This is a genomic window from Rheinheimera soli (assembly GCF_031457405.1).
Lineage (GTDB): Bacteria > Pseudomonadota > Gammaproteobacteria > Enterobacterales > Alteromonadaceae > Pararheinheimera > Pararheinheimera soli_A.
In genome coordinates this window covers 64,209-90,954 of record NZ_JAVDWR010000009.1, presented here as the reverse complement: position 1 = coordinate 90,954, position 26,746 = coordinate 64,209, and the positions used below count along the sequence as shown (strand labels likewise).

Genomic DNA, 26,746 nt, shown 5'->3' with positions numbered 1-26,746 from the left:
CTGATGGATATGGAACAAGCAAAACAGCTATTTATTGATGAAGCCAGGGAACTGCTGGAAAGCATGGAGCAGTGTCTGCTCGAAGTGGAGTCCGGTGAGGTCAGCATTGGCGATCATATAGATGCCGTCTTCCGTGCCGCTCATACCATTAAAGGCTCTGCTGGTCTTTTTGGTTTTGACGACATAGTCGCTTTTACCCACAACGTTGAAACTGTACTGGATAAAGTGCGGGATCATAAGCTGGAACTTACTCCGGATTTGTTGTCTTTGCTTCTGGATTGTCAGTCGCATATGGGCCAATTGGTTCAGGCTGTGGTGGACACACAAGCCGAGGTGGACAAAGAAGCCGGCTCGGCTTTATTGCAGCACTTGTTGGCCTTTTTGCAAGGAGGTACAGCAGTTGTTGTTCCTTCCCCTGAATCCACAGCCAGCTCCTTACCTGGCCTTTGGCAGCTGAAAGTCAATTACGGCGCCGATGTGTTTAAAGACGGTATGGATCCGTCATCTCAACTGATGTATTTGCAAAAGCTCGGGCAAGTGGCCGCTATTCAATTGCGTGCTGATTTTCCGTCTGAAGGATTTGACCCGGAAAACTGCTATCTCGGGATGGATTTGCAGTTGCAATCTGCGGCCAGCAAACAAGAGTTGGAAGATGTATTCGAGTTTATTCAGGACAGCAGTGAAGTAGTGATACAGCCACCTGCCGAAATGAAAGACAAATTGCAGCAGTTACCTGTAGTGGACCAGCCAATAGGCCAGGTGCTGCTGGACGCTGGTGCTGTCACCGAAAAAGAACTGGAAAAAGCGCTGCAGTCGCAAACTCAGGATATCCGGCAGGATAAAGCTGCTGTTGCTGTAGGCCAGATGCTGGTGCAGCAAGGTTCTTTAGATGCGGGTCTGCTGGATGCGGCGCTGAATAAGCAAAAAAATACCGATCATAAAAGACCTGCCGAACTGCAATTCCTCAAAGTAGAAGCCCGCAAGCTGGACCAGCTGATTAATTTAATTGGCGAACTGGTGACAGCAGGGGCAGCGAATCAATTACTGGTTCAGGCACGCGAAGATGAAAAAATGACTGAGTCTTTTGGCGTCATGACAGCACTGATTGAGCAAATTCGTGATGGCACTTTGGGTTTGCGTATGGTGCAAATCGGCGACTCATTCAGCAGGTTAAAACGCGTAGTACGGGATGTATCCAGGGAACTTGGCAAAGAGATCCATCTGGATATTCAGGGCGCAGAAACCGAGCTGGATAAAAGCATGGTGGAAAAGCTATCCGACCCCTTGATGCATATAGTGCGTAACGCTTTGGATCATGGCATCGAAAACAAAGAAATGCGGCTTTACAAAGGCAAACCAGCTCAGGGCCTGTTACGGCTGAATGCCTACCATGAAGCTGGTGCCGTAGTGCTGGAAATTCAGGACGATGGTCAAGGCCTTGATGCGGCCAAACTGCGACAAAAAGCTATTGAAAAAGGGCTGATTTCCGCAGAGCAGCAACTGTCCGAAGAAGACTGTTTTAAGTTGATCTTCGCAGCTGGCTTTTCAACCGCTTCTGCTGTCACCAACTTGTCCGGCCGGGGGGTTGGCATGGACGTGGTGAAACGGAATCTGGAAGAGCTGCGAGGTCAGATTTTTATTGAGTCAGAACTTGGTAAAGGCACTTTATTCCGTATTCGTTTGCCATTAACTCTGGCCATCATTGATGGTTTTGAGGTCAGCGTGACAGATACTCATTTCGTGGTGCCATTAAATATGGTGCAGGAATGCATTGAGTTTTCAGCAGAAGATCAGGCCGGGCAGGCCGAAAAACGTGACTATTTTAATTTACGTGGCGAAGTCTTGCCTTTTGTCCGGCTTAGCGAGTTATTCCGGCTGCAGAGTAGTGAAACGGCGCGGCGTGAAAATATAGTGGTAGTCCAGTATGGCACCCAACGTGCCGGCCTGATTGTGGATGCATTGCATGGTGAATTACAGGCGGTGATTAAACCCCTGCATGCCGTAGTGAAATCAGCCAAAGGGCTGAGTGGATCAACCATATTGGGCAGCGGTGATGTGGGCTTTATTTTGGATGTACCACAACTCATAGACTTTGCAATACAGAACGAAAGCTGTATTGCCTCGTGATAACAGTGGGAGCAAAGACTGTATGGAAAAGCTGAAAACCGGATCCGATAAAGAACGACAGTACCTGACCTTTGGCATCCGGGATGAATATTTCGGCATCAGCATTGATACCGTCAAAGAAATTCTGGAGTACAGCAACGTTACTGCTATTCCGCTGATGCCTGACTTTGTCAAAGGAGTATTAAACCTGCGTGGCGAAGTAGTGCCTGTGATTGACTTGTCTTTACGCCTTGGCAAAGGGGTGACTGAAGTCAAAGAGCGCACTTGCATAGTGGTATTGGAAATTCCCTTCGAACAGGATCTGGTAACTTTAGGTGCTTTGGTCGATAGCGTAACCGAAGTCATTGATATTGATATCTCTACTATAGAACCAGCCCCTACTTTTGGTGCCCGTATCAAAGCGCAATTTATCCAGGGTGTGGTTAATGTCGATGGTCAGTTTGTCATCTTATTACGTGGTGAAAAAGCGCTGTCGGTCGAAGAACTGGCGTCCTTAGTGGAGAAAGTCAGTGAGGTATAACGGCTCTGTTTTTGCAGCGGTCGTTCCGGATCTTGTAAACGGAATGGGCAATTTGACAGTGATGGGAAGCAACAATGAGTAGCTCGTTAACGGTAAAAAAACTTTTTAGTGGCTTATTTATAGTACTGACGGTATTGATGGCTGGGCTTGCTTTGGCCCAAATGCGTTTATCGGCTTTGAATCAGCAACTAAGTGATACTCATATCAAACGTTACCAGTCTTATATTTTGGCGGATGAGTTACGTCAAAGCTCAGACGATCTGACACGGCTGGCCCGCACTTATGTGCTGACGGCTGAGCAAAAATACGAAGACTTCTATAATCAGATTCTGGCGATCCGCAGTGGGGACGCAGCAAGGCCAGAACATTATCAGCGTATTTATTGGGATTTTTACGCCGCTGAAGGGCGGCCGCCACATCCTGACAGCGAGCAGCAAATAGCCTTGCTGGATTTAATGAAACAAGCCGGATTTACCGCTCAGGAACTGGAAAAACTGGCGGAAGCGAACAGAAATTCCAATGATTTAGTCAATACCGAAGTTATGGCAATGAATGCGGTGAAAGGTTTGGTACCAGATGGTTCGGGTCAGTTTGTGCCGGGAAAAGCCGATCTGGAACTGGCCAGAAGTTTGATGCATGACGAAGCCTACCATGCCAATAAAGCCCGTATTATGCGCCCAATTGATGACTTTTTTGTGTTGTTGGACCAACGCACCTCAGCTGCTGTTGCTGTAGCAGAAGCTGATGCTGACAATATGAAAGCTGTGATTTACCTGATGTTGTTGGCGGTCTTAGTGGTGCTTTGCACTGCGCTTTGGTTTAGCTACCGAATCCTGCTGCAGAAACTGGGGGGCGAGCCAGCCTATGCTGAGCAGGTGATTGCCAAAGTGGCTGCTGGTGATCTGAGAGTGAATGTTCAGCTCAAAGCTGGTGATCAAAGCAGCATGTTGTATGGCATAGCCCAAATGGTGACAAAACTGGCGGCTATTATTTCTGAAGTCAGAGCTTCGACTCACAGCTTATTGGCTGCTTCAGAACAAATGAATGCAACAGCCCTGACATTAAGTGAGTCGTCTTCACAACAAGCCGCCAGTGTGGAAGAAACATCGGCAGCTATGGAACAAATGAGTGCATCTATAGCGCAAAACAGTGATAGCGCTAAGGTCACAGAAGGGATAGCAGCAAAATCAGCATTGCAGGCTCAAAATGGCGGCGTAGCTGTAGGCGAAACTGTTGAGGCTATGCGTCAGATTGCACAGAAAATTCGCATCGTAGACGACATCGCGTATCAAACAAATTTATTGGCGTTAAATGCCGCTATAGAAGCCGGTCGTGCCGGTGAGCATGGTCGTGGTTTTGCTGTAGTAGCTGCAGAAGTTCGCAAGTTAGCGGCCCGCAGTCAGGTTGCAGCCAAAGAAATAGGCGAAGTTGCCAATAGTTCAGTGACTTTGGCTGAGCATGCCGGCGCTTTATTGCGTGACATAGTGCCGGCTATTCAGCGCACTTCAGAGCTGGTGCAGGAAATTGCAGCGGCCAGCAATGAACAGTCCTCCGGTGCCCATGGTATCAACGACGCCATTAGCCAAATCTCGCAGGCCACCCAACAAAATGCGGCGGCCTCAGAAGAGCTGTCTTCCACCTCTGAAGAACTGACGGTGCAAGCAGAGCATTTACAGCAAATGATGGATTATTTCAGAACAAGTTAAAGCGCTGTATTGGCCTGCAAGCCTTTTATTTTCCAGGCTTGTGAGAAAGCAGCTGAATGATGTCAGTGTTGGGATCTGAGCCTTATTAACCTAAGGCTTCACTCAGGAGAAAGGTGCCTTATGTTTAGAACGATGAAAGTAGCAACCCGTTTGGCCACGCTGGCAGGTGTGATGATTGCGTTAATTCTGGTGGTTGGGGTGCTGGGGATTTTTGCCATGCAGGATTCTAACCGTGCCATGGCCTCTGTGTATAAAGACAGAGTGATACCGCTGAAAGACTTAAAGCTGATAGCCGATATGTATGCGGTCAATATTGTGGATACGGCACATAAAGTACGTAATAAAGGCATGTCGATGGCTGACGGCCTGAGTAATGTTGAAAAAGCGGATCAGGTGATTCGTGATCGCTGGGCCGCTTATCTTGCGACTGAGTTGGTGACTCAGGAAAAAGAGTTAGTGGTTGTGATCAAGCAGCAATTGGTTGATGCAGATAAAGCGGTGACTGATTTAAAAGAGATGTTCAGAACAGGCAACGAAGAATCGCTGAACACTTTTGTATTAGAACGCCTCTATCCCACTATTGAACCCGTCTCAGACAGTTTCGCTAAACTGGTGGATGTGCAGCTGGCTGTGGCTGAGCAGTCTTTTAATGCTTCTGAAACCAGCTACATTCAGGCATTTTGGGTCAACTTAATTGGAATTTTGCTCAGTATTGTCGCCAGTCTGGTTTTAGGTGTATTCATTACCCGCAGCCTGACTTCGCAGTTAGGTGGTGAACCTGCTTATGCAGAGGAAGTGGTTTCTAAAGTTTCTAATGGTGATTTAACAGTGGAAGTGAAATTGCAGCATGGTGATCAAAGCAGCATGCTGTACGCCATCAGCCAGATGATACTGAAACTATCAGAAATTATTGGTGAAGTACGCTCTTCAACAGATACCTTATCTTCTGCGGCTGAGCAAATGAATGCAACGGCACAATCTTTAAGCCAGTCTTCTTCTGAGCAGGCGGCCAGTATCGAAGAAACCTCAGCTGCCATGGAAGAAATGACCTCTTCCATAGCCCAAAACAATGACAACTCAAAAATCACCGAAGGCATAGCATCAAAAAGTGCAGTGCAAGCCATCAGTGGGGGTAAAGCAGTGAATGAAACTGTGTCAGCTATGCGTCAGATCGCGCAGAAAATTGGCATTATCGACGACATTGCTTACCAAACGAACTTGTTAGCATTAAATGCCGCTATTGAAGCAGGCAGGGCAGGTGAACATGGTCGTGGTTTTGCAGTGGTTGCTGCAGAAGTGCGTAAACTGGCGGCTCGTAGCCAGACTGCCGCCAAAGAAATAGGCGAAGTGGCCAGCAGTTCTGTCACTCTGGCAGAGCAGGCGGGTTCTTTATTGGTCGAGATAGTGCCTTCGATTCAGCGTACTGCTGAGCTGGTGCAGGAAATTTCAGCGGCCAGTAATGAGCAGTCAACAGGGGCGGCTGAAATCAACGATGCTATTTTACAAATCACTCAGGCAACCCAACAAAATGCGGCAGCCTCGGAAGAGTTGTCATCTACCTCAGAAGAGCTGACGCAACAAGCGGTGCAATTACAGCAACTGATGGAGTTCTTTACTACAGCCCAACTGACCGCTGTGAATCGCCATAAAAAAACTCAGCCAAAAGCAGCCACTACAGTAAAAGTGGCGGCTAAAACCAAAGCTCAAAAAGCCAGCCATGATGAAACAGACTTTGATTTTGAAAACTTTTAACTGATGTTCAATGCTTTGTAACTTAGGTTTAAGGAGCGACCGGTGCAGCTAACCAGCACGATTTCGGAGCAAAACTTCAGGAAGGTCAGAGACTGGCTGTATCAGCGCAGTGGTATCTTTTTAAATGATACCAAGCGCAGCCTGGTGTGCGGTCGCTTGCAAAAACGCATTAAAGACTTAGAGCTGACCAGCTTTGAAGACTATATAGCGTTGCTGCTGCATCCTAAAGCTCAGGACGAGCAGCAAGTTGCGGTTAATATTCTGACGACCAACGAAACCTATTTTTTTCGTGAAGATAAACATTTCAGTTTTTTAGAGCAACTGATCCAACAAAACCGCAGCAGTGCACAATCCGGCTTATTTTCAGTCTGGAGTGCGGCCTCCTCTACGGGTCAGGAAGCCTATTCAATAGCCATGACTCTGGCTGCTCAATACAGTGGTTATCAAAACTGGACTGTGGTGGGCACAGATATTAATACCAGCGTGATCAATACCGCCAAAAACGCCATTTATCCTATTGAAGCCTGCCGTAAAATTCCACAACAGTTGTTAAAGAACTACTGCCAGCGTGGCAAAGGCAAAGATGAAGGCTGGTTTAAAATCCGGCCTGAGCTGAGTCAGAGAGTGAGTTTTGAACAACTGAATCTGATGAACCCAACAGGTTTTAAGTACAAATTTGATGTGATTTTTCTGCGTAACGTGCTGATTTATTTTGAATTGCCGGACAAACAAAAAGTAGTCAATAACGTGCTGCAGTACCTTAAACCTGGTGGACATTTATTGGTCGGGCATTCCGAAAGTATTCATGGTTATGACGCACGTTTGCAGCAAATCAAACCCAGTTGTTACAGGTTTAATCTATGACAACACAGCGAAGCCAAAGCAGCTTTTGTAATTTAGCTCCTGGTGATTTTGTCTATGGCGTCAGGGGAAAACAGCGATATTTTACCGTACTTGGTTCTTGTATTTCTGTGGTGTTATGGCACCCGGCCAGTCGCTTTTATGCCATGTGCCATTACATTAATCCGCAGACACCGCCGGGTGAAAGCAGTTGCAGTCTGATCAAAGGCAGATATGCCGATCAGGTGTTACCTTACTTAGAAAAACAGGTGCTGAAACATCAGATAAACCCGGCAGAGCTTGAGTTAACGCTTTGTGGGGGGGCCAGCAGCTCAGCTGCTGATTCGTTGGCCAGGCACTACCAGATCGCCAGATTAAATATTGAAGTTGCGCATGAATTTATCCGGAAGAATCAGTGGCAGATAAAACTGGAAGATACCGGGGGGCAGCTGGCACGAAGGCTGAGGTTTGACAGCAAAACGGGCGAGCTGGAAGTTGTGACAGTGCATACAGGGACCAGCAGCTATGAGTAAAACGAAAAAAATCAAAGTATTAATTGTGGATGATTCAGCTGTGGTCAGACAGGTCTTGTCCGACATGATGGCGAATCAGCCCGATATTGAAGTGATAGCCACAGCGGCAGACCCTATTTTTGCAGTAGCAAAGATGAGAGATGAATGGCCGGATGTGATTACACTGGATGTAGAAATGCCGCGTATGGATGGCATTACCTTTCTGAAAAAAATTATGCAAGGCAAACCCACTCCTGTTGTTATTTGCTCCTCTCTGACTGAAAAAGGCGCTGAAACCACCATGGAAGCCATGAGCACCGGAGCTGTCGCTATCTTTACCAAACCTCAGATCGGCGTCAAAGGTTTTTTGGAACAAAGTAAAGCCGAATTGCTTGACGCCATACGTGAAGCTGCCCGCTCGAACGTTGCAGCTATGGGCCGCAGAGCTGCACCTCGTGCTGCAGTGAATAATGCCGAAGCAACGGCTTCTGTGTCAGCCGCTCAGACCGCTATGAGCAAAACCACAGAAAAAGTCGTAGCTATAGGCACCTCGACCGGCGGCACTATAGCGCTGGAACAAATTTTAACCAGCTTAACCCCGGGTTGCCCCGGCATAGTGATAGTGCAGCATATGCCGGAAAAATTTACTGCCGCTTTTGCCAGCAGGTTAAATCAGCTTTGCAGCATCGAAGTGAAAGAAGCGGAAGATGGCGACAAGGTGCGGCCGGGTTTAGCTTTGATAGCGCCGGGTGGCAAACATATGTCGCTGGTACGCAATGGTGCTTTTTATCAGGTGCAGGTGAAAGCTGGCCCTGCAGTGAACCGGCATTGCCCTTCTGTGGATGTGTTATTTCGTTCTGTGGCTAAATGCGCCGGAAAAAACTCTGTGGGAATTATTCTGACCGGCATGGGGGATGATGGCGCCAGAGGTTTATTGGAGATGCGGGAAACCGGTGCTGTGACTTATGCACAGGATGAAGCAAGTTCAGTGGTTTTTGGTATGCCAAAGGAAGCGATAAAACGGGATGCTGCTATGCAGATCATCAGTTTGGATCAGGTTGCCACTGTGGTCACCAGTTACAGTTTCAGATAGCAAGGAAAATGGGTTATGAAAGATATATCAGTGCTAGTGGTAGAAGACAGCAAAACCCAAAGAGAGTACATGCTGGGTTTATGTCGTGACTTTGGTATTACCGAGCTCATGGCGGCAGAAAACGGCCAGGTGGCTCTGGATATGATTGAACAGGAATCCAATCAGTTTGATATTTTGATTTGTGATTTGGAAATGCCGGGTATAGATGGCATTGAGCTTATCCACTTACTGGCTGCACGAAAACAGCGTTCCGCTATCTTAATTGTCAGTGGCCGTGAACCTGCACTGATCTCCGCAGTCGAGCTGATGGCGACCACCGAAGGTTTGCATGTACTGGGTGCTATGCAAAAACCAGTGCAGCGCAATGCGCTGATTGATATGTTGCAGCTGTATAAAGGCCGGGTCGAAAGTAAACAACAAAGCAGCCTGAGTACTCCGGTGCAATATAGCTTGTCTCAGGCTGATTTGGAGTTGGCTTTGCAACAGCGCCAGTTTGTTTTGCATTATCAGCCAAAAATAGATATGGCCACAGGCCAGATGATGGGCGCTGAAGCTCTGGTGCGGATGAAAGGGCCGGATAAAATTATCTTCCCGAATGACTTTATTCATTTATGTGAGCAATACCATTTAATTGACCAACTGAGCTACGAAGTGGTTCGTATGGCTGCAGAACAACAACAAAAGTGGCAAGCGCTGGGTTTTGATATCAAAGTGGCTGTGAATTTATCTGCGGTGTCTTTTGATAACGATGAGTTTTCAAAAAACATTATGGATCTGATGAAACAAGCTGATATTGCCGCCGATCGTCTGACCTTTGAAGTAACAGAAACCTCTGTTATTCAGGATATGGGCAAAGCTCTGGCCATTTTAACCCGCTTACGTTTAGCCGGTGCCGGTCTGTCGATTGACGACTATGGCACAGGTTATTCGTCCGTCAAACAGTTGTCGCAGATCCCTTTTACTGAACTGAAAATTGACCGTTCTTTAATTAATGGTATTTCAGGCAAGTCACATTTACAGGTTATTTTTGAAAGTACCTTACATATGTGCAGCAAGCTGGGTATTACTGTAGTGGCCGAAGGTATTGAAGCTGAAGCCGACTGGAATTATCTGGCTGGCGCAGGATGTAATATAGCTCAGGGCTATTATGTGTCGCCCCCTATGCCACAGGATAAGTTTTATGACTGGTGGAAAGGTGGTATGCATTACCTGAAATAACACCGACGCTGTGGTCTTGCTGCTGTTTGTATACAGAGCTGGCCACAGAAGCTGTTATGGTTTTTCAGGGCAAAACCAGAGCCAGCCCTAAGGATAAAACAGTGCTGTATATGCTGATTCAGCCGGAGTTGATATCTTTAACAAAAAACTGCACTGATTTTTGCAGTTCCAGTAAAGACTGCAAATTGACCACAAAAACTATGCTGCCTTCCAGTTCACGTTCTTCCAGATAAAACTTGATCTGCAGCAGAATCAATACATTGTCTTCATCATATTCACTTAACACTGAGCTGCTGTCACCAAACACCAGTTGCGGTATGTCCAGATCAAAACGCTGGTTAAACATAGTGGATAAGGAAGCCAGACAAGCATTCAGTACTATATTGCCAATTTCTGCCAAAGCGTCCTGTTCCAGTTGTGTCACTTGCGTCAGCGGCGTGTCTATCCCCACCATCAGCCTGACCAATTCCAGGCTGCGATGCTCAGGGAAAATCAAAATGGCTTTGCCGCTGAAGTTACTGCGAAACTGCTGAGAAATACCGCAAATATCATAGCCCTGATCAAGAAAATTAATGGCTTTACTGATATCGCAAATCTCTACCTTAGGCACAGTCATACTGATTTTCTGCTGCACAATTTCGCTCATAGCCGCTGCGGCCTGACTGACACTGATGTTAAATATTTCACATAGTGCGTCTTTTTCAAAGTCACTGAACTGCATCATAGTAGCCCCCGGTATCTTGAATGATCTGTACGATCAAATCCGGAGTGATGGGCTTGCGGTAGTAATACAACTGAGCTTGTTCAGCGTCATCCTGAATATAGCGTTGGATATTGGCCGTCAGCAGCGCTATAAAACAGCCTGGTTGTTTGACCTTTACTAATTCAGCTACCTGTAAACCATTGATATCCGGCATATTGTAATCCAGGATGATGGCGTGAAACTGATGTTGTTCAGCTAAACTCACTGCTTTTTCACCAGTTTCGGCTTCAATAAATTGCCAGTCCGGATGTGTTTCTCTCCAGTAATTCACCACAAACAAACGTGATACTTTACTGTCGTCCATGACCAGAACCTTTTTGACCATTGGTGGCTACCTCCATTAATAACTAACTTGCCAGTTCCAGGCTAACCTGATTAGGTCCATTATGCTTTGATCTATACAGCATAGTATCAGCCTGCGCTATGGTCTGCTCTGCTCTCTCTTCATTCCTCATTTGGGCTATGCCCACAGAAATAGTCACTTTGTGTACTGTCATTTCCATCGATAACAACTGGGTTGTAGCAGTTTAATGTCCGGGTGGTAGCCATTAATACTTTCGGTATGGCCGACGATCAGCAATCCGCCTGGTTTCAGTTGCTTCAGCACTGAATTTACTATGTGTTTTTTATCTTCTAACTTGAAATAAATAAGAATGTTGCGCAGAAATATCACGTCAAATTTTTCTGACATGGCCGGTAAATCCATCAGGTTCGCCTGACGAAAATCTACTTTGGCACGCAGCTCTGGCCGCAGCATAAATTTGCCCTGATCTTTTCCCACGCCTTTGAGGCAATAAGTCTGTAGCATGGATCGGGCTATACGTTCAGTTTGCCGCAGGTCGTACACACCTTTCCTGGCTTGTTCCAGTACTTCATTGTTAATGTCTGTGCCGATCAGACGCCAGTTATGCTGCAGCCCTAACTGCTCAGCCAGTAACATGGCCAGACTATAAGCCTCTTCGCCGGTAGAAGCCGCAGCACTCCAAATACGCAGAGACGATTGCTTTTTCAGTACAGTTAAATGCTGGCGTAAAAACTCGAAATGAGCTTGTTCACGGAAAAAATAAGTTTCGTTTGTGGTCAGGCTGTTTAACGCCAGTTGCCGCTCTTCAGTCTGGTCGTGCTGATCAAGTAAGTGCAGGTACTGCTCAAAACAGTTCAGCTGCAAATGACGTAGTCTTTTTTGCAACCTGGCGCTGACCATGGATTTTTTGTCGACAGACAAATGAATGCCACTTTGTTGATACAGCCATTGCCTGATGTGGTGAAAACATTGTTCAGGCATCTCTACCATAAATTGATTCACAGCCTCATCCTTTCTGAACGATTTATTTAAGTCAGTTGCCAACAGTACTGCTGTTATTGGTAGGAACTGACTTTAGGATAGTTAAAAGTGTAGGCGGGTGAAGGCAACAAAACTATGGTCCTCAAGTGCTACAGACTCTAGGTATTTGGTCTTATGACTTGTGTCTGGATTGCAACGGGCGGGGACAAGCTCCGATGTACCGCGGTATCATGAGACGGGCGGGTGCAAGACCCGCCCCTACGGTTTATTTAACCAGGATGCTGCGGCTTCGGTCATCAGGCAAGCGGCCTGAGTTCTGTTATCCACCTGTAGTTTTTCCAGAATAGCGGACACATGAACTTTCACTGTTTTTTCCGCGACTCCCAGTTTATTGGCTATATGTTTATTGCTGTAGCCTTCGGCCAGCAACTGAAACACCTTGTATTGGCCTGGTGTTAAACGGGCAATCAGTTTTTGTGCTGAATTGACTTCTGCTACCACAGAGGGGGCGGCCTGAAATTGATAGTCACCATGTAGCAGTTGGTTAATCAGTTTGATCACATCACGATAATCTGCTGACTTGGATAAAAATGCCGAAGCGCCTGCGGATAAACATTGTTGACGCATGGCCAAATCATCATGACCACTTAACACCACTATAGGTAATTCTTTAAATCTGCTGCGGATAAAATGTAAACCACTCAGACCTGAACTGCCTGGCATAGATAAATCCATCAGCAGCATATCTAACTGTTCACAGTGTTCCTCCAGTAACTCAAACAAGCGCAAGTAGTCGGCCGCTTTAAATACCTGCACAGCGGGTATGGCTTCGCTGATAGCACCGGCCAGTGCGTCCAGAAATATCGGATGATCTTCTGCAAGTACAATCTGAAAAGCCATCTACGATTCCTTTGCTAATAACCAGGCCAGACGAGAGCGTTTCACTGGCTTGAGCATAAAATAAAGTTGAGTTTCGTCTGGTAGTCGGTGCCGCACAGAAGCATCAGAGGACACAAAAATAAGTTTACCTGCAGGTTCCAGGCAGGATTTAAGCAAGGCCAAGTCGGCAATAGTGTCATCTGATGCATGAAAGTGTATATCAGAAATCAGCACTCTGAAGTCTCTTTGTCCTGAGCGGGCGAATTCTTTGGCATAGTTAAATACAGCCACCTGAAAACCCCGTCGTACTAACTCGTAATATAAAAATTGTCTGGCTTGTGGGTCGGATTCGATAATGGCGGCGTGACCCATACTTGTACTGGACTGCTGATCCTGCAATTCAGTTTGTTGTAACCTCAGTTCAAAACAAGTGCCGCGCTCAGAACTATACAAACTGACGGGTAAGACTAAGAGCTCAGCAATTTTTTTCACAATGCTCAAACCCAATCCTGTGCCCTGATAACCTGAAGCACCCCGTTGAAAGGCTAATCCCCAATGTTTACGCATATGTTCTGGCAGGCCTGGTCCTGAGTCCCGGACTAATAAATACACCTGACGACTGGTTCTGTACCTTTTTTTAAGTTCTAACTGGACCGAATGACCGGCAGAAAGATTTTTCAAAGCGTTATCCAGTAAATTCATCAATAAACGGGCTAACAGATAAGGGTCTGTTAATACCATCAGCTCTTCATTGATGTTGAGTTGTAAATTGATCTGGCGTTCTTCTGCCATTAATTTAAAGGGCTGATACACCTGCTGCAATAAATAAGGCAGATTGACAGCCTGCAACTCAGGTTTGACTGCACCAGCTTTGAGTTTTGACAGTTCAAGCACATCGTCAACCAGGGTATTCAGCAGCCTGCAACTGGAATGGACGTTCTGCCAGCTCTCTTGTCCTGTGGGCAATACATATTTGTGCACATCGGCCAGATTCAGCTGGATCAAAGCGGACAGGTTTTTCAGATCATGGCTGGTGGTGGTTAAAAATTCTATTTTCTCCTGCTGCATCAACAAAAACTCTTGCTGTTGCTGCTCCAGTTTCACGGTACGAAGCCGGACCGCCTCTTCCAGTTTATCTGTGTATTCCAGTTGAAACTGTTGCTGAGTTTCGGCCACCTGCAATTTGGCTTGTTGTATTTGCCAGCGTTGCCGGAAATAAAACCAGACTAAAAATATTAAACTGAGACCATACAGCACATAAGCCTGCGGGCTGCGCCAGAACACAGGTTGAATATGTAAGTTCAGTTGCACAGTTTCAGATAATGAGCCATCAAAACGTACCGCCCGCAAATACAGCTGATACTGACCAGTGGACAGCTGAGTGTATCTTAAGGTGCTGGCTGTAGTTTCAAACCACTCGTCGTTACCTGGTTCCAGTCTGTATTGAAACCTAACCGGAGCCATCACCGGGTAGGGGGCATAGCTGTAATTCAGCACTATGGTATTGGGCGCTGTTAAATCAACTGAGTGTTGCTCAAAAGCTATATTTTGCCCATCCACTATTATGTGGGTGAATTGCAGCTTCGAATTATGTTGGGTGGCAGCTTCTGTACTGCCGATCAGGTTCAGGCCGTATTCGCCGGAAAAATATGCTTTATCATTGATGCGGCCACATTGATATTGGTTAAATTCTTTTTGCACTAGTCCGTCGTACAGTGTCAGATGGCGGACCAACTGGTTGTTTTGGTTATAGAGGGTCAGGCCATCGTGAGTCGCTGCCAGCCAGGTCCCGTCAGATAAGCCGACGCTGCACACTGCAGTAGTATTTAGCAGCTGTTGTTCGCCGGAGAGCTCTTCTATCTCTACTGAGTCAGTATGGATATGCAGCAATTGCACGCCCTTTTCTGCTGTTAACAAACGCAGCCGACCATCTGACGCGGGGTTTATATCAAGAACCGGATTTCCGGCAGCAGTAATTTGCCAGTTTGCAGGTGGTTTATTCCAGTCTGCCCACTGACTGTTTAACAGCCCCTGCTGATAAGCTGCAATCACCAGTTGTCCGTTCCGGTAGATCATTTTTGCAGTTCGTATCGCCGGGATCCGGCTCGACCACAGTTGTGTATAGCCCTGTTGCTTTTGTTGCAATAAAACCAGTTGTTGGTGATAGAGCAGTAACTGGTGACTGTTATCCAGTTTCAATACATCAATCAGCGTGCCAGCGTCAGATAGCTTTGGCAATTCCGGTAACCATGGAGTCAACAGCGCTTTATTTAAATCAATACTGAAGACTCCTGCGTCCACTGTGCTAAGCAGTAGTTCATTCTCAAACCTGAGAAATAGCGCTGGTGTCATCTTTTTGGGGTAGTTGATCTGCGTTATTAATTGGTGAGTTTGAGTGTCAAACTGATAAAGCTGCAGGCCTTTGTCCGTTGCCATCAGCAACTTTTCCTGACTGGTGTTGAGGTCTGAAACTGCGGTTATAGCGTAAATCCCGTTACCTGTTAAAGGACTGAATTCTGGGTAGCTGCTCAGGTTGCGATAGCTATCAGGTACAAACAACAATCCCTGCCGTCTGCTGGTCACTATGTCACCTGTACGCAGTACCTTAATGCTTGAATTCGCGCCTGTGGTGTAACTTTTTACCGGCAGTTGAGGTCTGATCACTCGGAAGGATTGATTAACCGGAGCATAGATGATGATGTCGTCATTACGTAAGAAATACAAAAAGTCCTGATGCAAGGTCATGTTTATATTATGCACAGATGTGTCAGTAGCTTCAGGTAGCTTTAATGACTGGCAACGTCCTTCCTGGCAACTGACCACCAGCCCTGCTGCGGAGACCAGCCATAAAGTTTCTCCATAAAGCAGATACTGCAATGAGTCTGCCAGTTGTTCATCTGGCACTCTAAGTTCAACGGGTTTTTGACCCAATCTGTAGTGTACAAGTCCTGCCTGAGTTTTTAGCACTATACCGTCAGAGGCTGGGCCCATTCCATCAACCTCCCTGGCAAACAAGGCGTCATCTCTGAATTCCCCCGAATTCAGGTTGAGTATCAATAAATGCCGGTTCACGATCAAAGCAAGATGGTTCTGATCCAGTAACAGCATCCGTTGAATACCCAGCAGAGGTTTATGCTGATGGTGCAAAGTTTTGACACTGAAATCCCGGCTATCTACTCTGTTCAGACCCTGAGTGGTCGCCACCCACACCGCTTCTCTGTTGTCGGCGACCAGGCTAATCACTACTTTCCCTGACAATGGCTCTTTGCTGCTTAACGAGCTGAGCAATTTAATACTGTTGCCATCCACCACATTGACACCATCCTGAGTGCCGATCCAGAGACGGCCAAATTGATCCTCTGTCATGCTGGTGACTATGTTTTGCGTTAAACCGTTTTGTGGAACCAGTTCTCTGGTCAATGGGCTGCTGACTGGATAAGTGATAGCTTCGGCACTGCTAATGCCGGAAAACACCAGTAATAGCAGAGAGATTAACCTGATAAATGTCAAAAGTTCCTCCCTCAGTTTGGTTTCGTTTAAGGTTTTTTTGCTCACTATCCAGATATGTGTAAACCTAATCAAGTAGTAGCTTTACTAACAAATTTAGAAGCGAGCAGGTGCAACAAAATGGCAACAGTACCCGCGTAGAGGTGATATCGGGACATCTGAGCTTGTTCCTGTCATTCAGTTGCTATGAAGCATAGCGGGAGCTTATCTATGTTGCCAAAATTGTGCTGAGGATTGAGGAGAATAAAGGGCCAGAGTGCTGGCCCTTGAGAACTTACAGACTTAAAGTACGTTCACCGCGTGAAATACCAGACACACCACTTCGTACTGTTTCCAGTATTTGTGTGCCCTGTAATGCCTGAATAAAAGCTTCCAGTTTGTCAGAGGTGCCGACCACCTGAATGGTGTAGGTGCTGGCTGTAATATCAATAATCTGGCCACGGAAGATATCAGCGCAACGTTTTACTTCTTCACGTTGCTCTGCCGTGGTTTTGACTTTGACCATCATCAGTTCACGTTCAATATGAGCTGATTCACTTAAATCAGCCAGTTTCACTACTTCAATCAGTTTATGCAGCTGCTTGGTGATTTGTTCTATCACCTGATCATCACCACGGGTCACCAGCGTCAGACGCGAAATAGTCGGGTCTTCAGTCGCAGCTACAGTCAGTGAATCAATGTTGTAACCCCGCTGGGCAAATAAACCCACCACACGGGCTAAAGCGCCGGACTCGTTTTCCAGCAATACAGATAAAATATGCCGCATCTTAAGTCCGCTCCGTTTTGCTTAAAAACATGTCATTCATAGCGCCACCTGGTATTTGCATTGGATAGACATGCTCTGTTGGATCGACATGAATATCTAAAAACACCAGTTTGTCTTTGAGGGCAAAAGCGCGCTCTAAAGCCGGTTCTAATTCTTCGGCTTTAGTGACACGAATACCCACATGGCCATAAGCTTCGGCTAACTTCACAAAGTCAGGCAAGGAGTCCATATAAGAGCTGGAGTAGCGGCTGTCGTAGTTCATATCCTGCCACTGCTTCACCATGCCCAGGTAACCGTTATTCAGGTTGATGATTTTGACAGCAAGGCCATATTGTTTGCAGGTGGACAGCTCCTGAATATTCATCTGAATCGAGCCTTCACCTGTGACGCACACCACTTCAGCATCAGGGTAATGCAGCTTGACGCCCATAGCGGCCGGTAAACCAAAACCCATGGTGCCAAGGCCACCTGAGTTGATCCAGCGGTTAGGTTTATCAAACTTGTAGTACTGAGCGGCAAACATCTGGTGCTGACCTACGTCGGATGTGACATAAGCATCGCCTTTGGTATGACGATGCACGGCTTCAATCACAGCCTGAGGTTTTAAATGCGATGGGCTTGTGTCGTAACGACCGCCATGCACTTCACGCCATTGCCCAATTTGTTGCCACCACTGACCTAAAGCTTCCTGATCCAGTTCGCCTTTGTTTTTCTCCAGTTGATGCAGCATTTCCTGCAACACAGGTTTCACCAGGCCTACAATAGGAATATGGGCATTAATGGTTTTGGAGATACTGGCCGGGTCAATATCTATATGAATAATGGTCGCATTGGGGCAGAATTTTTTGGTGGCGTTGGTCACGCGATCATCAAAACGGGCACCTACGGCAAAAATCACATCGGCGTTATGCATGACCTGATTGGCTTCATAAGTACCATGCATACCCAACATGCCAATAAATTGTGGATCAGAGGCTGGATAAGCACCTAAACCCATCAATGTGTTGGTGACAGGTAAATTCAGCTTACGGGCTAACACTGTCAGCTCGTCTGAAGCCCGGCCCAAAATCACGCCACCGCCTGCATAAAGCACAGGTTTTTTTGCGGCTAATAAAGTGGACAGGGCTTTTTTAATCTGGCCTGGATGGCCTTTAGCATTGGGGTTATAAGAGCGCAGCTTAATATCTTTTGGATATTCGTATGGGAATTTTTGACTTGGTATCGTCATATCCTTTGGAATATCCAGCACCACAGGACCAGGGCGGCCACTTTGCGCTATATAAAAGGCTTTTTTGACTAAATACGGAATATCTTCAGGGCGACGCACCGACATATTGTGTTTGACGATAGGGCGGGAAATACCCAGCATGTCGGTTTCCTGAAAGGCATCGTCGCCAATCAGATGGCTCATCACCTGACCACAGATCACCACCATAGGAATTGAATCCATATAGGCAGTAGCTATGCCGGTCACAGCGTTGGTCGCACCAGGGCCAGAGGTGACGAGCACTACACCAGCTTTGCCGCTTGCTCTTGCGTAGGCGTCCGCCATATGGGTCGCGGCTTGCTCATGGCGGACCAGCACGTGTTTCACCTGATGCTGTTGAAACATGGCATCATAAATGTGTAACACGGCACCGCCGGGGTAACCATACACATACTCTACGCCTTCGTCAGCTAAGGCGCGGATCAGCATGGCTCCACCAGACAGCAGTTCTGGTTGGGTGTTTTGGCTTGTCATTGTTCAGGTCTCATAGTTTGCACGTGCGAACTTTAAGTCCAATTACAGCTGCAATTGGGCTCAAAGCAAAAACTACCGCTCTGCCAAAGCAGAACAGCACTAATTTTTCTTTTACGTGGACGGACAGAGTAAGGGGTCTGTCAAACAAACTATGCCTGTTTAGAAGTGACTCGTTGGTCGTTTTTTTATTTAGCAGGCTTGATGGCTAATTTAAGGGAATAATCGGCGAAAGTCGATAAAAACATAAGGAATGTTTTTAAACATCGGAGCGCAGCGACGATGGCCCGATAGGGTGAGCGCCATGGATGGCTGCGAATACAAAATCTTCGGGAAAGATTTGCACTCACATCGTCCCTGATGTTCGCCTTCGGCAGCTAAGGCTGTGCAAAACGGCTGTCCTGCCGTTTTGTGAACATTGGAGCGCAGCGACGATGGCCCGCAGGGTGAGCGCCAGGGATTGCGGCGAATACAAAATCTTCGGAAAGATTTACCCTCGAAATTTTTTACACTGCGTGTTCTTTTTTATAGCCCTATTCGAGGTTTCGAGCCTTTGTATCGTGCCACTAAGCTTTCGAAAGCAACAGCTCCGCCATCGCCCTTTATGAGAAATTAGGCTTTACTATTGAGTCAAAAAACACCATAAATAGCCGCAACTGGCCGACTGAAGGTAATTACCGCATGATCCGCCTAAATACATCGGCAATACATGGGTAATCCAAGCAGAATGAATGCGGCGTCACAAAGCAACTCACCCACCCAAGAATACCAATCCAGGCGGGATGCATACCAAACTGAACAAAAGGTATTAGAAAAGCGTGCCAACAACATCGGCAACTACCGAGGCCTTAGTGCGCTGTTGTTCTTTGCCATCCTGGTGGCGGAGCAAAACACTGACAACCCCGTCCTTCCCGTTATTTTGGTCGGGTTTTTAGCCCTGGTGTTGTGGCACAGAAAAGTCAAAAAAAACCTCGTGTTGTGTAAAAAACGCATTCAATATTACCAAGGTGGCCTCGAACGTTTGCAGGGGGAGTGGCAACAACAACCGAGTGGCTCAAACAACAAAGACAAAAGCCACCCCTACACTGATGCTTTGGATATTTTCGGGCCACATTCTTTGTTTCAGCTCCTTTGTACAGCTACCACGGAATCCGGCAAGCATACGCTGGCAAGCTGGTTAAAAAAGGCTGCCGCGACAGAGGAAATACTGGCTCGTCAAGGGGCTGTTGCCGAATTAAAACCTCAGGTTTCGTTTCGTGAATCTTTGTATTTAATAGGAAAAGACATTAAAGATGAACTGCATCCCAAATCGCTTGAAGCCTGGGGCAAAGCCAGGCCTGGCTTGGACGCAGGCGCAAGCAAAACGGTTGCCGTCTTTGTTGTTTTGTTAACGATCGCCTTTCTGGCAAGCTTGCCTTTGGCCTTGATGGACATCACTGTCACGCCGTTGCTCATTTGTTTTGTTTTACAGGTGCTGGTGCGTTTAGGCATGAACAACTACATCACCCAAACCATGGAACCGCTGTTCGAGAAAAACCAGGCGCTGACTATTGTTTCTGCGTTAATTGAGCATGTCGAAAACAATGAATTTCATGACAAAAAGCTGCAAGCTTTAAAAACAGCTTTAGCCGTGGACAACACGCCCGCTGCCAAAAAAATCAAACAACTTGCCAATCTGTCAGAATGGTTTTACGCCGAGAAAAACCAGTTATTTTTGCCCATTGCCATTGTACTGGGGTGGGGCCCATTATTCGCACTTCGCATTAACCATTGGCGCACTCAATGCGGCAGTAAAATCACGTTGTGGCTCGATAGCGTGGGCGAGGTTGAAGCCTTATTGGCGCTTGCCAACTTTGCGTATGAAAACCCTCAAGGGCACTTTCCGCAGTTTGTGGATGATCCCAAAGGCCTGTCCGGGCGACAATTAAGCCATCCCCTGTTGGCGGCTCACAAACCTGTGTGTAATGATATTCGTTTGGATGAACAGCGCCAAATACTGGTTGTCAGTGGCTCGAACATGTCCGGGAAAAGCACTTATTTGCGCACTGTAGGCGTGAATGTAGTATTAGCACAAACGGGCTCTGTTGTGCTCGCCGACGCCCTCAGGTTATCGCCGGTTTGGCTTGGTGCAACAATGGATGTTCAGGACTCCATTCAAGAGGGGAAATCCAGGTTTTATGCAGAAATCAGCAAGATTAAATCCATTATTGATTTAACCGATCAAGCACAACAAGCAGGGGCTCGCGTGCTGTTTTTATTGGATGAGTTGCTCCATGGCACTAACTCTATTGATCGTAAAAAAGGGGCTGAGTTAATCATTGATGCCTTTTTGGATAAAGCTGCGTTTGGCATGATCACAACACACGATTTAGTGCTCACGCAATCTCACCAAACTGTGATCCACAATGTGCACTTCACCGACGAATTCGACGGCGAGCAGTTACAGTTTGACTACTGCTTACGGGAAGGTGTAGTGACGCATTCAAATGCTATGCAAATAATTAAAAACCTGGGCATAGGTCCACAATAATGCAACGCCAACGGCTCAACTTCAGACGCTGAGAATGCGCCAAAAGTAACGCAGATTTACAATGGGCGTAACGCGTCAAAAAAATTCGGCTCCAGTCAAATAAAACAAAGTTGTAGCGCCCTTACACGGAATTGGCTTGATAACAAAGATGGTATTTGCCACCGTAAATTCGAAAGGCGCATGTTTCCCGACCCTTTTGGCTGGTTTTAATGAGGCTTCACGCTTTCAATTCATATATGACCAGCCACAAAGTACAGGTGGTTGCTGCAAGCCCCTGACTTGCAAATCCGTTGAGCTGGCCACATAGTGGTTCAAAGCATTCCATAAAACCGGAGCTGTCCGGTTTGAATAAAAAAGGTGAGTTGTGTCAGCCAATATCAAAGCCGTTACTATTGAAAATGTTCGTGAATTGCTGGAATTATCCTTTAGCCAGCCTGTACTGTTTTATTTTTATTCAGAGCGCAGCCCGGCCTGTTTAAATTTAGGCCCTGTATTGCAGCGTGTTGCCCAGACGTATCCGGATGCGCTGACGCTGGCCGTGGTGGATTGTGATCAGGAGCAACAACTTGCAGCACATTTTGGCGTGCGTTCATTACCTACAGTGCTCTTTATTAAAGAAGGTCAGCCGGTGGATGGTTTTGCTGGTGAAGAACCAGAGCAGGCTATTTTGCAGCGCCTGAGTGCTTTTTTGCCTAAGCCTGAAGATCAGTTATTACAGCAGGCCTTGCCTTTGCTGGAACAACAAAACTGGACTGAAGCTTATCCTTTGTTAAAAGAGGCGAATGAGCTGGCGTTTGAACGGGTCGATATCCGTTTACAGCTTGCTTTGGTACAGGTTGAACTGGGTCAGTTGGATGCCGCTGAAAAAGCCCTGGCTACTGTATTAATGGCCGATCAGGATGCGTTGTATCAGAGTGTTAAAGCCCGTCTGGAATTAGCGCAACAGGCTGCCGACAGTCCTGAAGTCAAAGCGCTGGAACAGGCTTTAGTCACAGATCCTGACAATAAAGAGCTGCAACAACAACTGGCTGTGCAGTACCATCAGGTGCAACGTTCGGCAGAAGCTTTGGCCTTGCTCTATGAAATACTGAAGCAGGATCTGAACTTTGGTGAGGCGAAAAAGCTCTATCTGGATATTCTGGCTACCTTACCTAAAGGTGAGCCTTTAGCCTCCAGCTACAGACGTAAACTCTATAGCCTTTTGTATTAATTCATTGTTTGAAAGGACTCCCTATGCTGCAAAAAACATGGACCAGCCTGCTGTGGCTGGTTCTGTGCTGTTGGTCAGCTCAAAGCTACGGTGCTGCTGTGGCCGAAAAAGTATTTGCCGATTACGCTGATGCTTTGTTGCAAATTAAAGTGCTGGAACATGCTTCAGGCGCTAAGTCGGCGATAGGCAGTGGCTTTTTATTGCACGATTCAGATTTGGTGGTCACCAACTACCATGTGGTGTCGGAAGCTGTATTGTTTCCGCAAAAGTATCAGCTGGAGTTTCTGGCACAAAACCAGCAAAAAGGCATACTTGAAATAGTAGCTGTAGATGTGGTGAACGATTTGGCTTTGCTGAAAACAGATTACAAAGCGGCCAAAAGTTTTCAGTTACAACAGCAAACTCCAGTGCAGGGCGCGACAGTCTATTCGCTGGGAAATCCACATGATTTAGGTTTAATAGTGGTGCCTGGTACATACAATGGCCTGCAAAAACACAGCTTTTACCCTCGCATTCATTTTACCGGTGCTATTAACAGTGGCATGAGTGGTGGCCCGGCGGTGAATGAGGCCGGCGAAGTCATTGGAGTAAACGTTGCTTCTGCAGGCAACAATTTAGGCTTTTTAGTACCAGCTGCTGCCTTAGAAAATCTGCTGAAAAAGGAAGTAGTAGCTGATCTGAAACAGGAAATTCAACAGCAACTGATCGGTAATCAGCAGCACATGTTTCAGCAAATCTTACAAGCCGACTGGCAATTGAAAAACTTTGGCCCTGCCACAGTGCCAGACGAAATTGTGCCTTTTATCCGCTGCTGGGGTATGTCCAATGTGGAAAAAGACAAAGACGATATCAAAAGAGTGAATGCCTTTTGTAATCAGCCGGAAGAAATATTTTTGTCGTCAGAATTCAGTACAGGCCGCATTGAAATGCAGTTTGAATGGATCCAGGCCAAGGACTTACATCCATTGCAATTTTTCCGCCGTTATCAGTTCAGCATCAGCCAGATGAATGCTGATAACAGAGCAGCTCAGGATGATGTGACCGCTTTTTCCTGTCAGAACCAGCTGTTAAGTCCGCTGGAAGGGCTGCATGCTAAAGCCATATTTTGTATCAGGGCTTATCGTAACTATCCGCAATTATTTGATGTAGCTTATATTTCAGCTTCTATGGACCACCAGCAACAAGGCGTGATCAGCCACTTCACTTTGTCAGGCGTGGATCAGCAAATCGCCTTAGAGTTCAGCCGTAAGTTTATGGGAGCTGTGGTATGGCAGTAATAGTGGAAGTACTGAATAAGCAGCAAAAGGTCACAGAGCGGCACAAGTTTTTGCAACATCAGGTGCGTCTTGGCCGGGCTTTTGATAACGACGTGATTTTATTTAACAAACATGTTTGCCCTTATCATGCCATGCTGCAACAAGATGAAGAGGGTTACTGGTGGCTGGAGGATTTAAGTTCAGTCAACGGTAGTTTTGTGTCCGGACGCAAAGCTGTAGTGGCTAAAGAGCCGTTACGTTCAGGTGAAATCTGTTGGCTGGGGGAACAGGCATTACGTTTGTATGACGATGCTCACCCTGTGGCCGATACTTTGCCATTCAGCGCGATGGGGCAGAAATTACAGGCTATGGGGCATTGGGCTTTTATCCTGTTGTTTGCCTTGATACTGGCTGCTGATCAGGTGGTGGAAATTTGGCTGACATTGCCAAAACAACTGGAACAAATGTGGCCAGCGCGTTTGCTGGACATTCCAAGGAATTTGCTGTTGTTTTGTATCTGGCCTGCCATTCTGGCGTTGTGGAGCCGGTTTAACCAGCAGGAAAGTCATTTTTTACCTCAGTTAAGCCTGACTTATGCCGCTGTCGCTGCCAGTGCATTGTGGGGGGCTTTTTGTTATTGGCTGGGCTTTAATCTGGATGGTTCTGGTGTGGCCCAGACTGTTGAAGTGGTGGGATACACTTTGATCTTAGTTGCTTTGTTTAGTGGTAATTTTTGGCTGGCAACTCATTGGTCTTTACGTGCTCAGACAGCTGTAGCTGTGGCTGTGGCTTTATTAGCCACCTCAGGTCAATGGGCCAGCTTGCTGACACCTCCATCGCCTTTTGATCGCAGCTTGCGTTACGATCCTCGTATCTTACCTTTGCCTTTTTATCTGGGCCAGGGCAAAACTATGCAGCAGTATGAGCAGGATTTGCAGCAGTTGTTTGAGCAAGTAGAGCAACAGCGGCAGGACAAGGATAAAGAATAGAAAATGGTGTCAGATCACATTGTTAACTGTTAACAATATGATCTGACACCAATTTCAGCTTACTGAAGCTTTTGCCAGATCTCGCGGATTTGATCAGACAAGGTCATAGGGTCAAAAGGTTTGACTACCACGTCAGCAGCGCCCAAATCTTTGTAAGATTCAATTTCGTTGGCCTGTACTTTTGCTGTCATAAAAACCACAGGAATTTGGCTTAAATCAAAATCGGCCTGCATTTTTCTTAAAGTGCTGGGGCCATCCATACCGGGCATCATCACATCCAGCAGTATCAGCTGAGGCTGAAAAGCGTGAAATGTATTTAGTGCTTCTTCGCCACCACTACAGGTTTCAACGGTAAAACCACCTACCACTTCCAGCGCTACTTTGGCCACAGCCTGGATTGAAGGATCGTCTTCCACATGCATAATACGTTTGAGTTCTGTCACCTGAATATCTCTTTATCGGGTCATACTTATAAAGCTGAGTGTGCATGATTTTTAGCGCTGATGCCAGTTCAAGTCGGACTCTGTTTCAGAAAAAACTGCAGAAAATCGCAGCACAGCTTTTTGACTGTGCGGTGGTATAGTGTCGGTATTCGATAGTGCCACAGATATTTTATTTGCTTATGCCCCAGCTTTTGTCTGAACAGTTTTTGCAGTTGGATTTGTTATTAAGTCAGTATCAGCAGTTCTGGCGTTTTAGCCCTTTTCATTTAACCAGTTTGCCATGGGCTGATACAAAGCTAGGTCAGCATTTACAGCAGATTGAGCCTGCAGAAACAGAGCGTCTGGATCAGGATGAAGTGTATCGTCGTAGCTATTTCTCTGAGTTTTTCCCCGAATTAAATCAGTGCAGCCCTTTTGATTTAACACAGGAAAAAGCCACAGAGCATGCTGCAGTGCCTTTTTGGTTCAGTCGTGATATTAAAGGGCGAAAACTGGAGCAAATTCAAACCTTTGCTTTGCAGATGCAGCAAAGTGATTTGCCTGTGCTGGAATGGTGTGCAGGCAAAGGCCACTTAGGGCGTTGGCTTTCTTTTCGTATGCTGCGAAAAGTAACCAGTCTGGAATGGCAGCCCCAGCTTTGTAGTGAAGGTCAGCAACAGGCCGAAAAGTTAAAGCTGTCACAGGGTTTTATTCAGGCGGATGTGTTGTCGGAAGATGCTGCTAAACACCTCAACACAGAGCAGCAGATAGTGGCTTTACATGCCTGTGGTGACTTGCATATTCGCTTGCTGCAACTGGCAAGCCAGGCAGGGACAGAGCAACTGGATATAGTGCCTTGTTGTTATCATTTAATTGCCACAGAGCAGTATCAGGCTTTATCCACTTTGGCACAGCACAGCAAATTAGGTCAGTTAAACCGGGATGAATTAAAACTGGCAGTGCAGGCTCAGGTAACAGCAGGAGAGCGGGTCACACGTTTGCGTCAAACTGAAGTGCTGTGGCGGCTGGCTTATCAGGAGCTGTATCAGGCGTTGCAAAAAGTGACAGACTACCGGCCTTTGTCTTCAGTGCCTAAACACTGGTTTAGTGGTGAGTTCAGTGCCTTTGCACAATGGGCGGCCGGACAACATCAGTGGCATATTCCTACTGACACTCAGTGGGATTATTATCTGCAACTTGGGCAACAACGGCATCTGTTAGTGCAAAAAATGCAACTGGTACGTTCCTTGTTCCGGCCTTTGCTGGAGCAATGGCTGGTGCTGGACAGAGCCTTGTTTTTGCAACAACAAGGTTATCAGGTCCAGATTAAACAATTCTGCGATTACCAACTTACCCCCCGAAATTTACTGATTAGCGCCTGCAAACCTGACCAGCAGTAACAGAGTATTAGAATCAGCCTTGAATATCCTTCGCTTTTAATACTTTTATGTCCTTTATTGATTTTATCACTTTTACCAAATAGACTCGAAGAGTATCTGTTCTGCCAGATTTGTTTTTCCAAGACCTACTGTTGAGTGAGTCAGCGCTGTGACCTTATGGCGCAGCTGTGGTTGCGTTGTCCTGATGCGGACAAACAGTAGCAGGCCTGGAGCAGTAAAGCCGGGGTCTTTTC

22 protein-coding genes are annotated in these 26,746 nt (G+C 46.6%); 13 read left to right on the top strand and 9 right to left on the bottom strand.

Annotation, left to right across the window (positions count from 1 at the left end; genetic code table 11):
* Positions 1-3 precede the first annotated feature (3 nt).
* The 8 genes from J2W69_RS13580 (at position 4) to J2W69_RS13545 (ending at position 9,768) form a co-directional block, all read left to right on the top strand.
* Positions 4-2,127, top strand: coding sequence for a chemotaxis protein CheA (locus J2W69_RS13580; protein WP_310279408.1), 2,124 nt, complete (start codon positions 4-6; stop codon positions 2,125-2,127).
* A gap of 22 nt (positions 2,128-2,149) precedes the next feature.
* Positions 2,150-2,647 (top strand): chemotaxis protein CheW, encoded by a 498-nt coding sequence (locus tag J2W69_RS13575; RefSeq protein ID WP_310279407.1) that lies wholly within the window; start codon positions 2,150-2,152, stop codon positions 2,645-2,647.
* A 74-nt stretch (positions 2,648-2,721) separates the two neighbouring features.
* Positions 2,722-4,353, top strand: a complete 1,632-nt coding sequence (locus J2W69_RS13570) for a methyl-accepting chemotaxis protein (RefSeq protein ID WP_310279405.1) — start codon at positions 2,722-2,724, stop codon at positions 4,351-4,353.
* A 120-nt stretch (positions 4,354-4,473) separates the two neighbouring features.
* Positions 4,474-6,105, top strand: a complete 1,632-nt coding sequence (locus tag J2W69_RS13565; protein WP_310279404.1) for a methyl-accepting chemotaxis protein — start codon at positions 4,474-4,476, stop codon at positions 6,103-6,105.
* Positions 6,106-6,147: 42 nt separating this feature from the next.
* On the top strand, positions 6,148-6,969 hold the full coding sequence (locus J2W69_RS13560; RefSeq protein WP_310279402.1) for a CheR family methyltransferase: 822 nt from the start codon (positions 6,148-6,150) through the stop codon (positions 6,967-6,969).
* Complete coding sequence (locus tag J2W69_RS13555; protein ID WP_310279400.1) at positions 6,966-7,478, top strand: chemotaxis protein CheD; 513 nt, start codon at positions 6,966-6,968, stop codon at positions 7,476-7,478. Before J2W69_RS13560 ends, J2W69_RS13555 begins: the two co-directional genes overlap by 4 nt.
* Entirely contained in the window at positions 7,471-8,550 is a 1,080-nt protein-coding gene (locus tag J2W69_RS13550) for a protein-glutamate methylesterase/protein-glutamine glutaminase (RefSeq protein WP_310279398.1), read from the top strand. The genes J2W69_RS13555 and J2W69_RS13550 overlap by 8 nt, the downstream gene beginning before the upstream one ends.
* A 15-nt stretch (positions 8,551-8,565) precedes the next feature.
* A complete protein-coding gene (locus J2W69_RS13545) occupies positions 8,566-9,768 on the top strand; it encodes an EAL domain-containing response regulator (RefSeq protein ID WP_310279396.1) in 1,203 nt (400 codons plus the stop codon).
* 118 nt (positions 9,769-9,886) lie between these two features.
* Here the strand turns inward: J2W69_RS13545 and J2W69_RS13540 are convergent, their stop codons facing one another.
* The 8 genes from J2W69_RS13540 to J2W69_RS13505 all read right to left on the bottom strand — a co-directional run bounded on the left by J2W69_RS13540 (position 9,887) and on the right by J2W69_RS13505 (position 18,709).
* Positions 9,887-10,492: a chemotaxis protein CheC gene (locus J2W69_RS13540; RefSeq protein WP_310279395.1), complete on the bottom strand. Its 606-nt coding sequence runs from the start codon at positions 10,490-10,492 to the stop codon at positions 9,887-9,889.
* A complete protein-coding gene (locus tag J2W69_RS13535) occupies positions 10,476-10,856 on the bottom strand; it encodes a response regulator (protein ID WP_310279393.1) in 381 nt (126 codons plus the stop codon). Before J2W69_RS13535 ends, J2W69_RS13540 begins: the two co-directional genes overlap by 17 nt.
* A 22-nt stretch (positions 10,857-10,878) precedes the next feature.
* Positions 10,879-11,034: a diguanylate cyclase domain-containing protein gene (locus tag J2W69_RS13530; RefSeq protein WP_310279391.1), complete on the bottom strand. Its 156-nt coding sequence runs from the start codon at positions 11,032-11,034 to the stop codon at positions 10,879-10,881.
* Positions 11,025-11,837 carry a CheR family methyltransferase gene (locus J2W69_RS13525; RefSeq protein WP_310279389.1) on the bottom strand — a complete coding sequence of 271 codons (813 nt, stop codon included), beginning with the start codon at positions 11,835-11,837 and terminating at the stop codon, positions 11,025-11,027. The genes J2W69_RS13530 and J2W69_RS13525 overlap by 10 nt, the downstream gene beginning before the upstream one ends.
* Before the next feature lie 237 nt (positions 11,838-12,074).
* Positions 12,075-12,716 (bottom strand): response regulator transcription factor, encoded by a 642-nt coding sequence (locus tag J2W69_RS13520; RefSeq protein WP_310279388.1) that lies wholly within the window; start codon positions 12,714-12,716, stop codon positions 12,075-12,077.
* Positions 12,717-16,205, bottom strand: coding sequence for a sensor histidine kinase (locus J2W69_RS13515; RefSeq protein WP_310279386.1), 3,489 nt, complete (start codon positions 16,203-16,205; stop codon positions 12,717-12,719).
* 271 nt (positions 16,206-16,476) lie between these two features.
* Positions 16,477-16,968 carry an acetolactate synthase small subunit gene (gene ilvN, locus J2W69_RS13510; protein ID WP_310279384.1) on the bottom strand — a complete coding sequence of 164 codons (492 nt, stop codon included), beginning with the start codon at positions 16,966-16,968 and terminating at the stop codon, positions 16,477-16,479.
* Position 16,969: 1 nt separating this feature from the next.
* A complete protein-coding gene (locus J2W69_RS13505; protein WP_310279382.1) occupies positions 16,970-18,709 on the bottom strand; it encodes an acetolactate synthase 3 large subunit in 1,740 nt (579 codons plus the stop codon).
* A 706-nt stretch (positions 18,710-19,415) separates the two neighbouring features.
* Between J2W69_RS13505 and J2W69_RS13500 the strand changes: the two genes are divergently transcribed.
* The 4 genes from J2W69_RS13500 (at position 19,416) to J2W69_RS13485 (ending at position 24,691) form a co-directional block, all read left to right on the top strand.
* Positions 19,416-21,236 carry a MutS-related protein gene (locus J2W69_RS13500; RefSeq protein ID WP_310279380.1) on the top strand — a complete coding sequence of 607 codons (1,821 nt, stop codon included), beginning with the start codon at positions 19,416-19,418 and terminating at the stop codon, positions 21,234-21,236.
* A gap of 364 nt (positions 21,237-21,600) precedes the next feature.
* On the top strand, positions 21,601-22,446 hold the full coding sequence (locus tag J2W69_RS13495; protein WP_310279378.1) for a tetratricopeptide repeat protein: 846 nt from the start codon (positions 21,601-21,603) through the stop codon (positions 22,444-22,446).
* Between the two features lie 23 nt (positions 22,447-22,469).
* On the top strand, positions 22,470-23,723 hold the full coding sequence (locus J2W69_RS13490; protein ID WP_310279377.1) for a S1 family peptidase: 1,254 nt from the start codon (positions 22,470-22,472) through the stop codon (positions 23,721-23,723).
* Positions 23,714-24,691, top strand: coding sequence for an FHA domain-containing protein (locus J2W69_RS13485; RefSeq protein ID WP_310279374.1), 978 nt, complete (start codon positions 23,714-23,716; stop codon positions 24,689-24,691). Before J2W69_RS13490 ends, J2W69_RS13485 begins: the two co-directional genes overlap by 10 nt.
* 59 nt (positions 24,692-24,750) lie before the next feature.
* Here the strand turns inward: J2W69_RS13485 and J2W69_RS13480 are convergent, their stop codons facing one another.
* Entirely contained in the window at positions 24,751-25,134 is a 384-nt protein-coding gene (locus J2W69_RS13480; RefSeq protein ID WP_310279372.1) for a response regulator, read from the bottom strand.
* 191 nt (positions 25,135-25,325) lie between these two features.
* On the opposite strand from J2W69_RS13480, the gene J2W69_RS13475 reads away from it, so the two are divergent.
* On the top strand, positions 25,326-26,513 hold the full coding sequence (locus J2W69_RS13475; RefSeq protein ID WP_310279370.1) for a methyltransferase: 1,188 nt from the start codon (positions 25,326-25,328) through the stop codon (positions 26,511-26,513).
* Positions 26,514-26,746: the final 233 nt, after the last annotated feature.

What these genes read in the sequence shown, in the direction of transcription:
- J2W69_RS13580 (WP_310279408.1), top strand. Translation starts at nt 4, where the DNA reads ATGGATATGGAACAAGCAAAACAGCTATTTATTGATGAAGCCAGGGAA.
- J2W69_RS13575 (WP_310279407.1), top strand. Translation starts at nt 2,150, where the DNA reads ATGGAAAAGCTGAAAACCGGATCCGATAAAGAACGACAGTACCTGACC.
- J2W69_RS13570 (WP_310279405.1), top strand. Translation starts at nt 2,722, where the DNA reads ATGAGTAGCTCGTTAACGGTAAAAAAACTTTTTAGTGGCTTATTTATA.
- J2W69_RS13565 (WP_310279404.1), top strand. Translation starts at nt 4,474, where the DNA reads ATGTTTAGAACGATGAAAGTAGCAACCCGTTTGGCCACGCTGGCAGGT.
- J2W69_RS13555 (WP_310279400.1), top strand. Translation starts at nt 6,966, where the DNA reads ATGACAACACAGCGAAGCCAAAGCAGCTTTTGTAATTTAGCTCCTGGT.
- J2W69_RS13550 (WP_310279398.1), top strand. Translation starts at nt 7,471, where the DNA reads ATGAGTAAAACGAAAAAAATCAAAGTATTAATTGTGGATGATTCAGCT.
- J2W69_RS13545 (WP_310279396.1), top strand. Translation starts at nt 8,566, where the DNA reads ATGAAAGATATATCAGTGCTAGTGGTAGAAGACAGCAAAACCCAAAGA.
- J2W69_RS13540 (WP_310279395.1), bottom strand. Translation starts at nt 10,492, where the DNA reads ATGATGCAGTTCAGTGACTTTGAAAAAGACGCACTATGTGAAATATTT.
- J2W69_RS13535 (WP_310279393.1), bottom strand. Translation starts at nt 10,856, where the DNA reads ATGGTCAAAAAGGTTCTGGTCATGGACGACAGTAAAGTATCACGTTTG.
- J2W69_RS13530 (WP_310279391.1), bottom strand. Translation starts at nt 11,034, where the DNA reads ATGGAAATGACAGTACACAAAGTGACTATTTCTGTGGGCATAGCCCAA.
- J2W69_RS13520 (WP_310279388.1), bottom strand. Translation starts at nt 12,716, where the DNA reads ATGGCTTTTCAGATTGTACTTGCAGAAGATCATCCGATATTTCTGGAC.
- ilvN (WP_310279384.1), bottom strand. Translation starts at nt 16,968, where the DNA reads ATGCGGCATATTTTATCTGTATTGCTGGAAAACGAGTCCGGCGCTTTA.
- J2W69_RS13505 (WP_310279382.1), bottom strand. Translation starts at nt 18,709, where the DNA reads ATGACAAGCCAAAACACCCAACCAGAACTGCTGTCTGGTGGAGCCATG.
- J2W69_RS13500 (WP_310279380.1), top strand. Translation starts at nt 19,416, where the DNA reads ATGGGTAATCCAAGCAGAATGAATGCGGCGTCACAAAGCAACTCACCC.
- J2W69_RS13490 (WP_310279377.1), top strand. Translation starts at nt 22,470, where the DNA reads ATGCTGCAAAAAACATGGACCAGCCTGCTGTGGCTGGTTCTGTGCTGT.
- J2W69_RS13485 (WP_310279374.1), top strand. Translation starts at nt 23,714, where the DNA reads ATGGCAGTAATAGTGGAAGTACTGAATAAGCAGCAAAAGGTCACAGAG.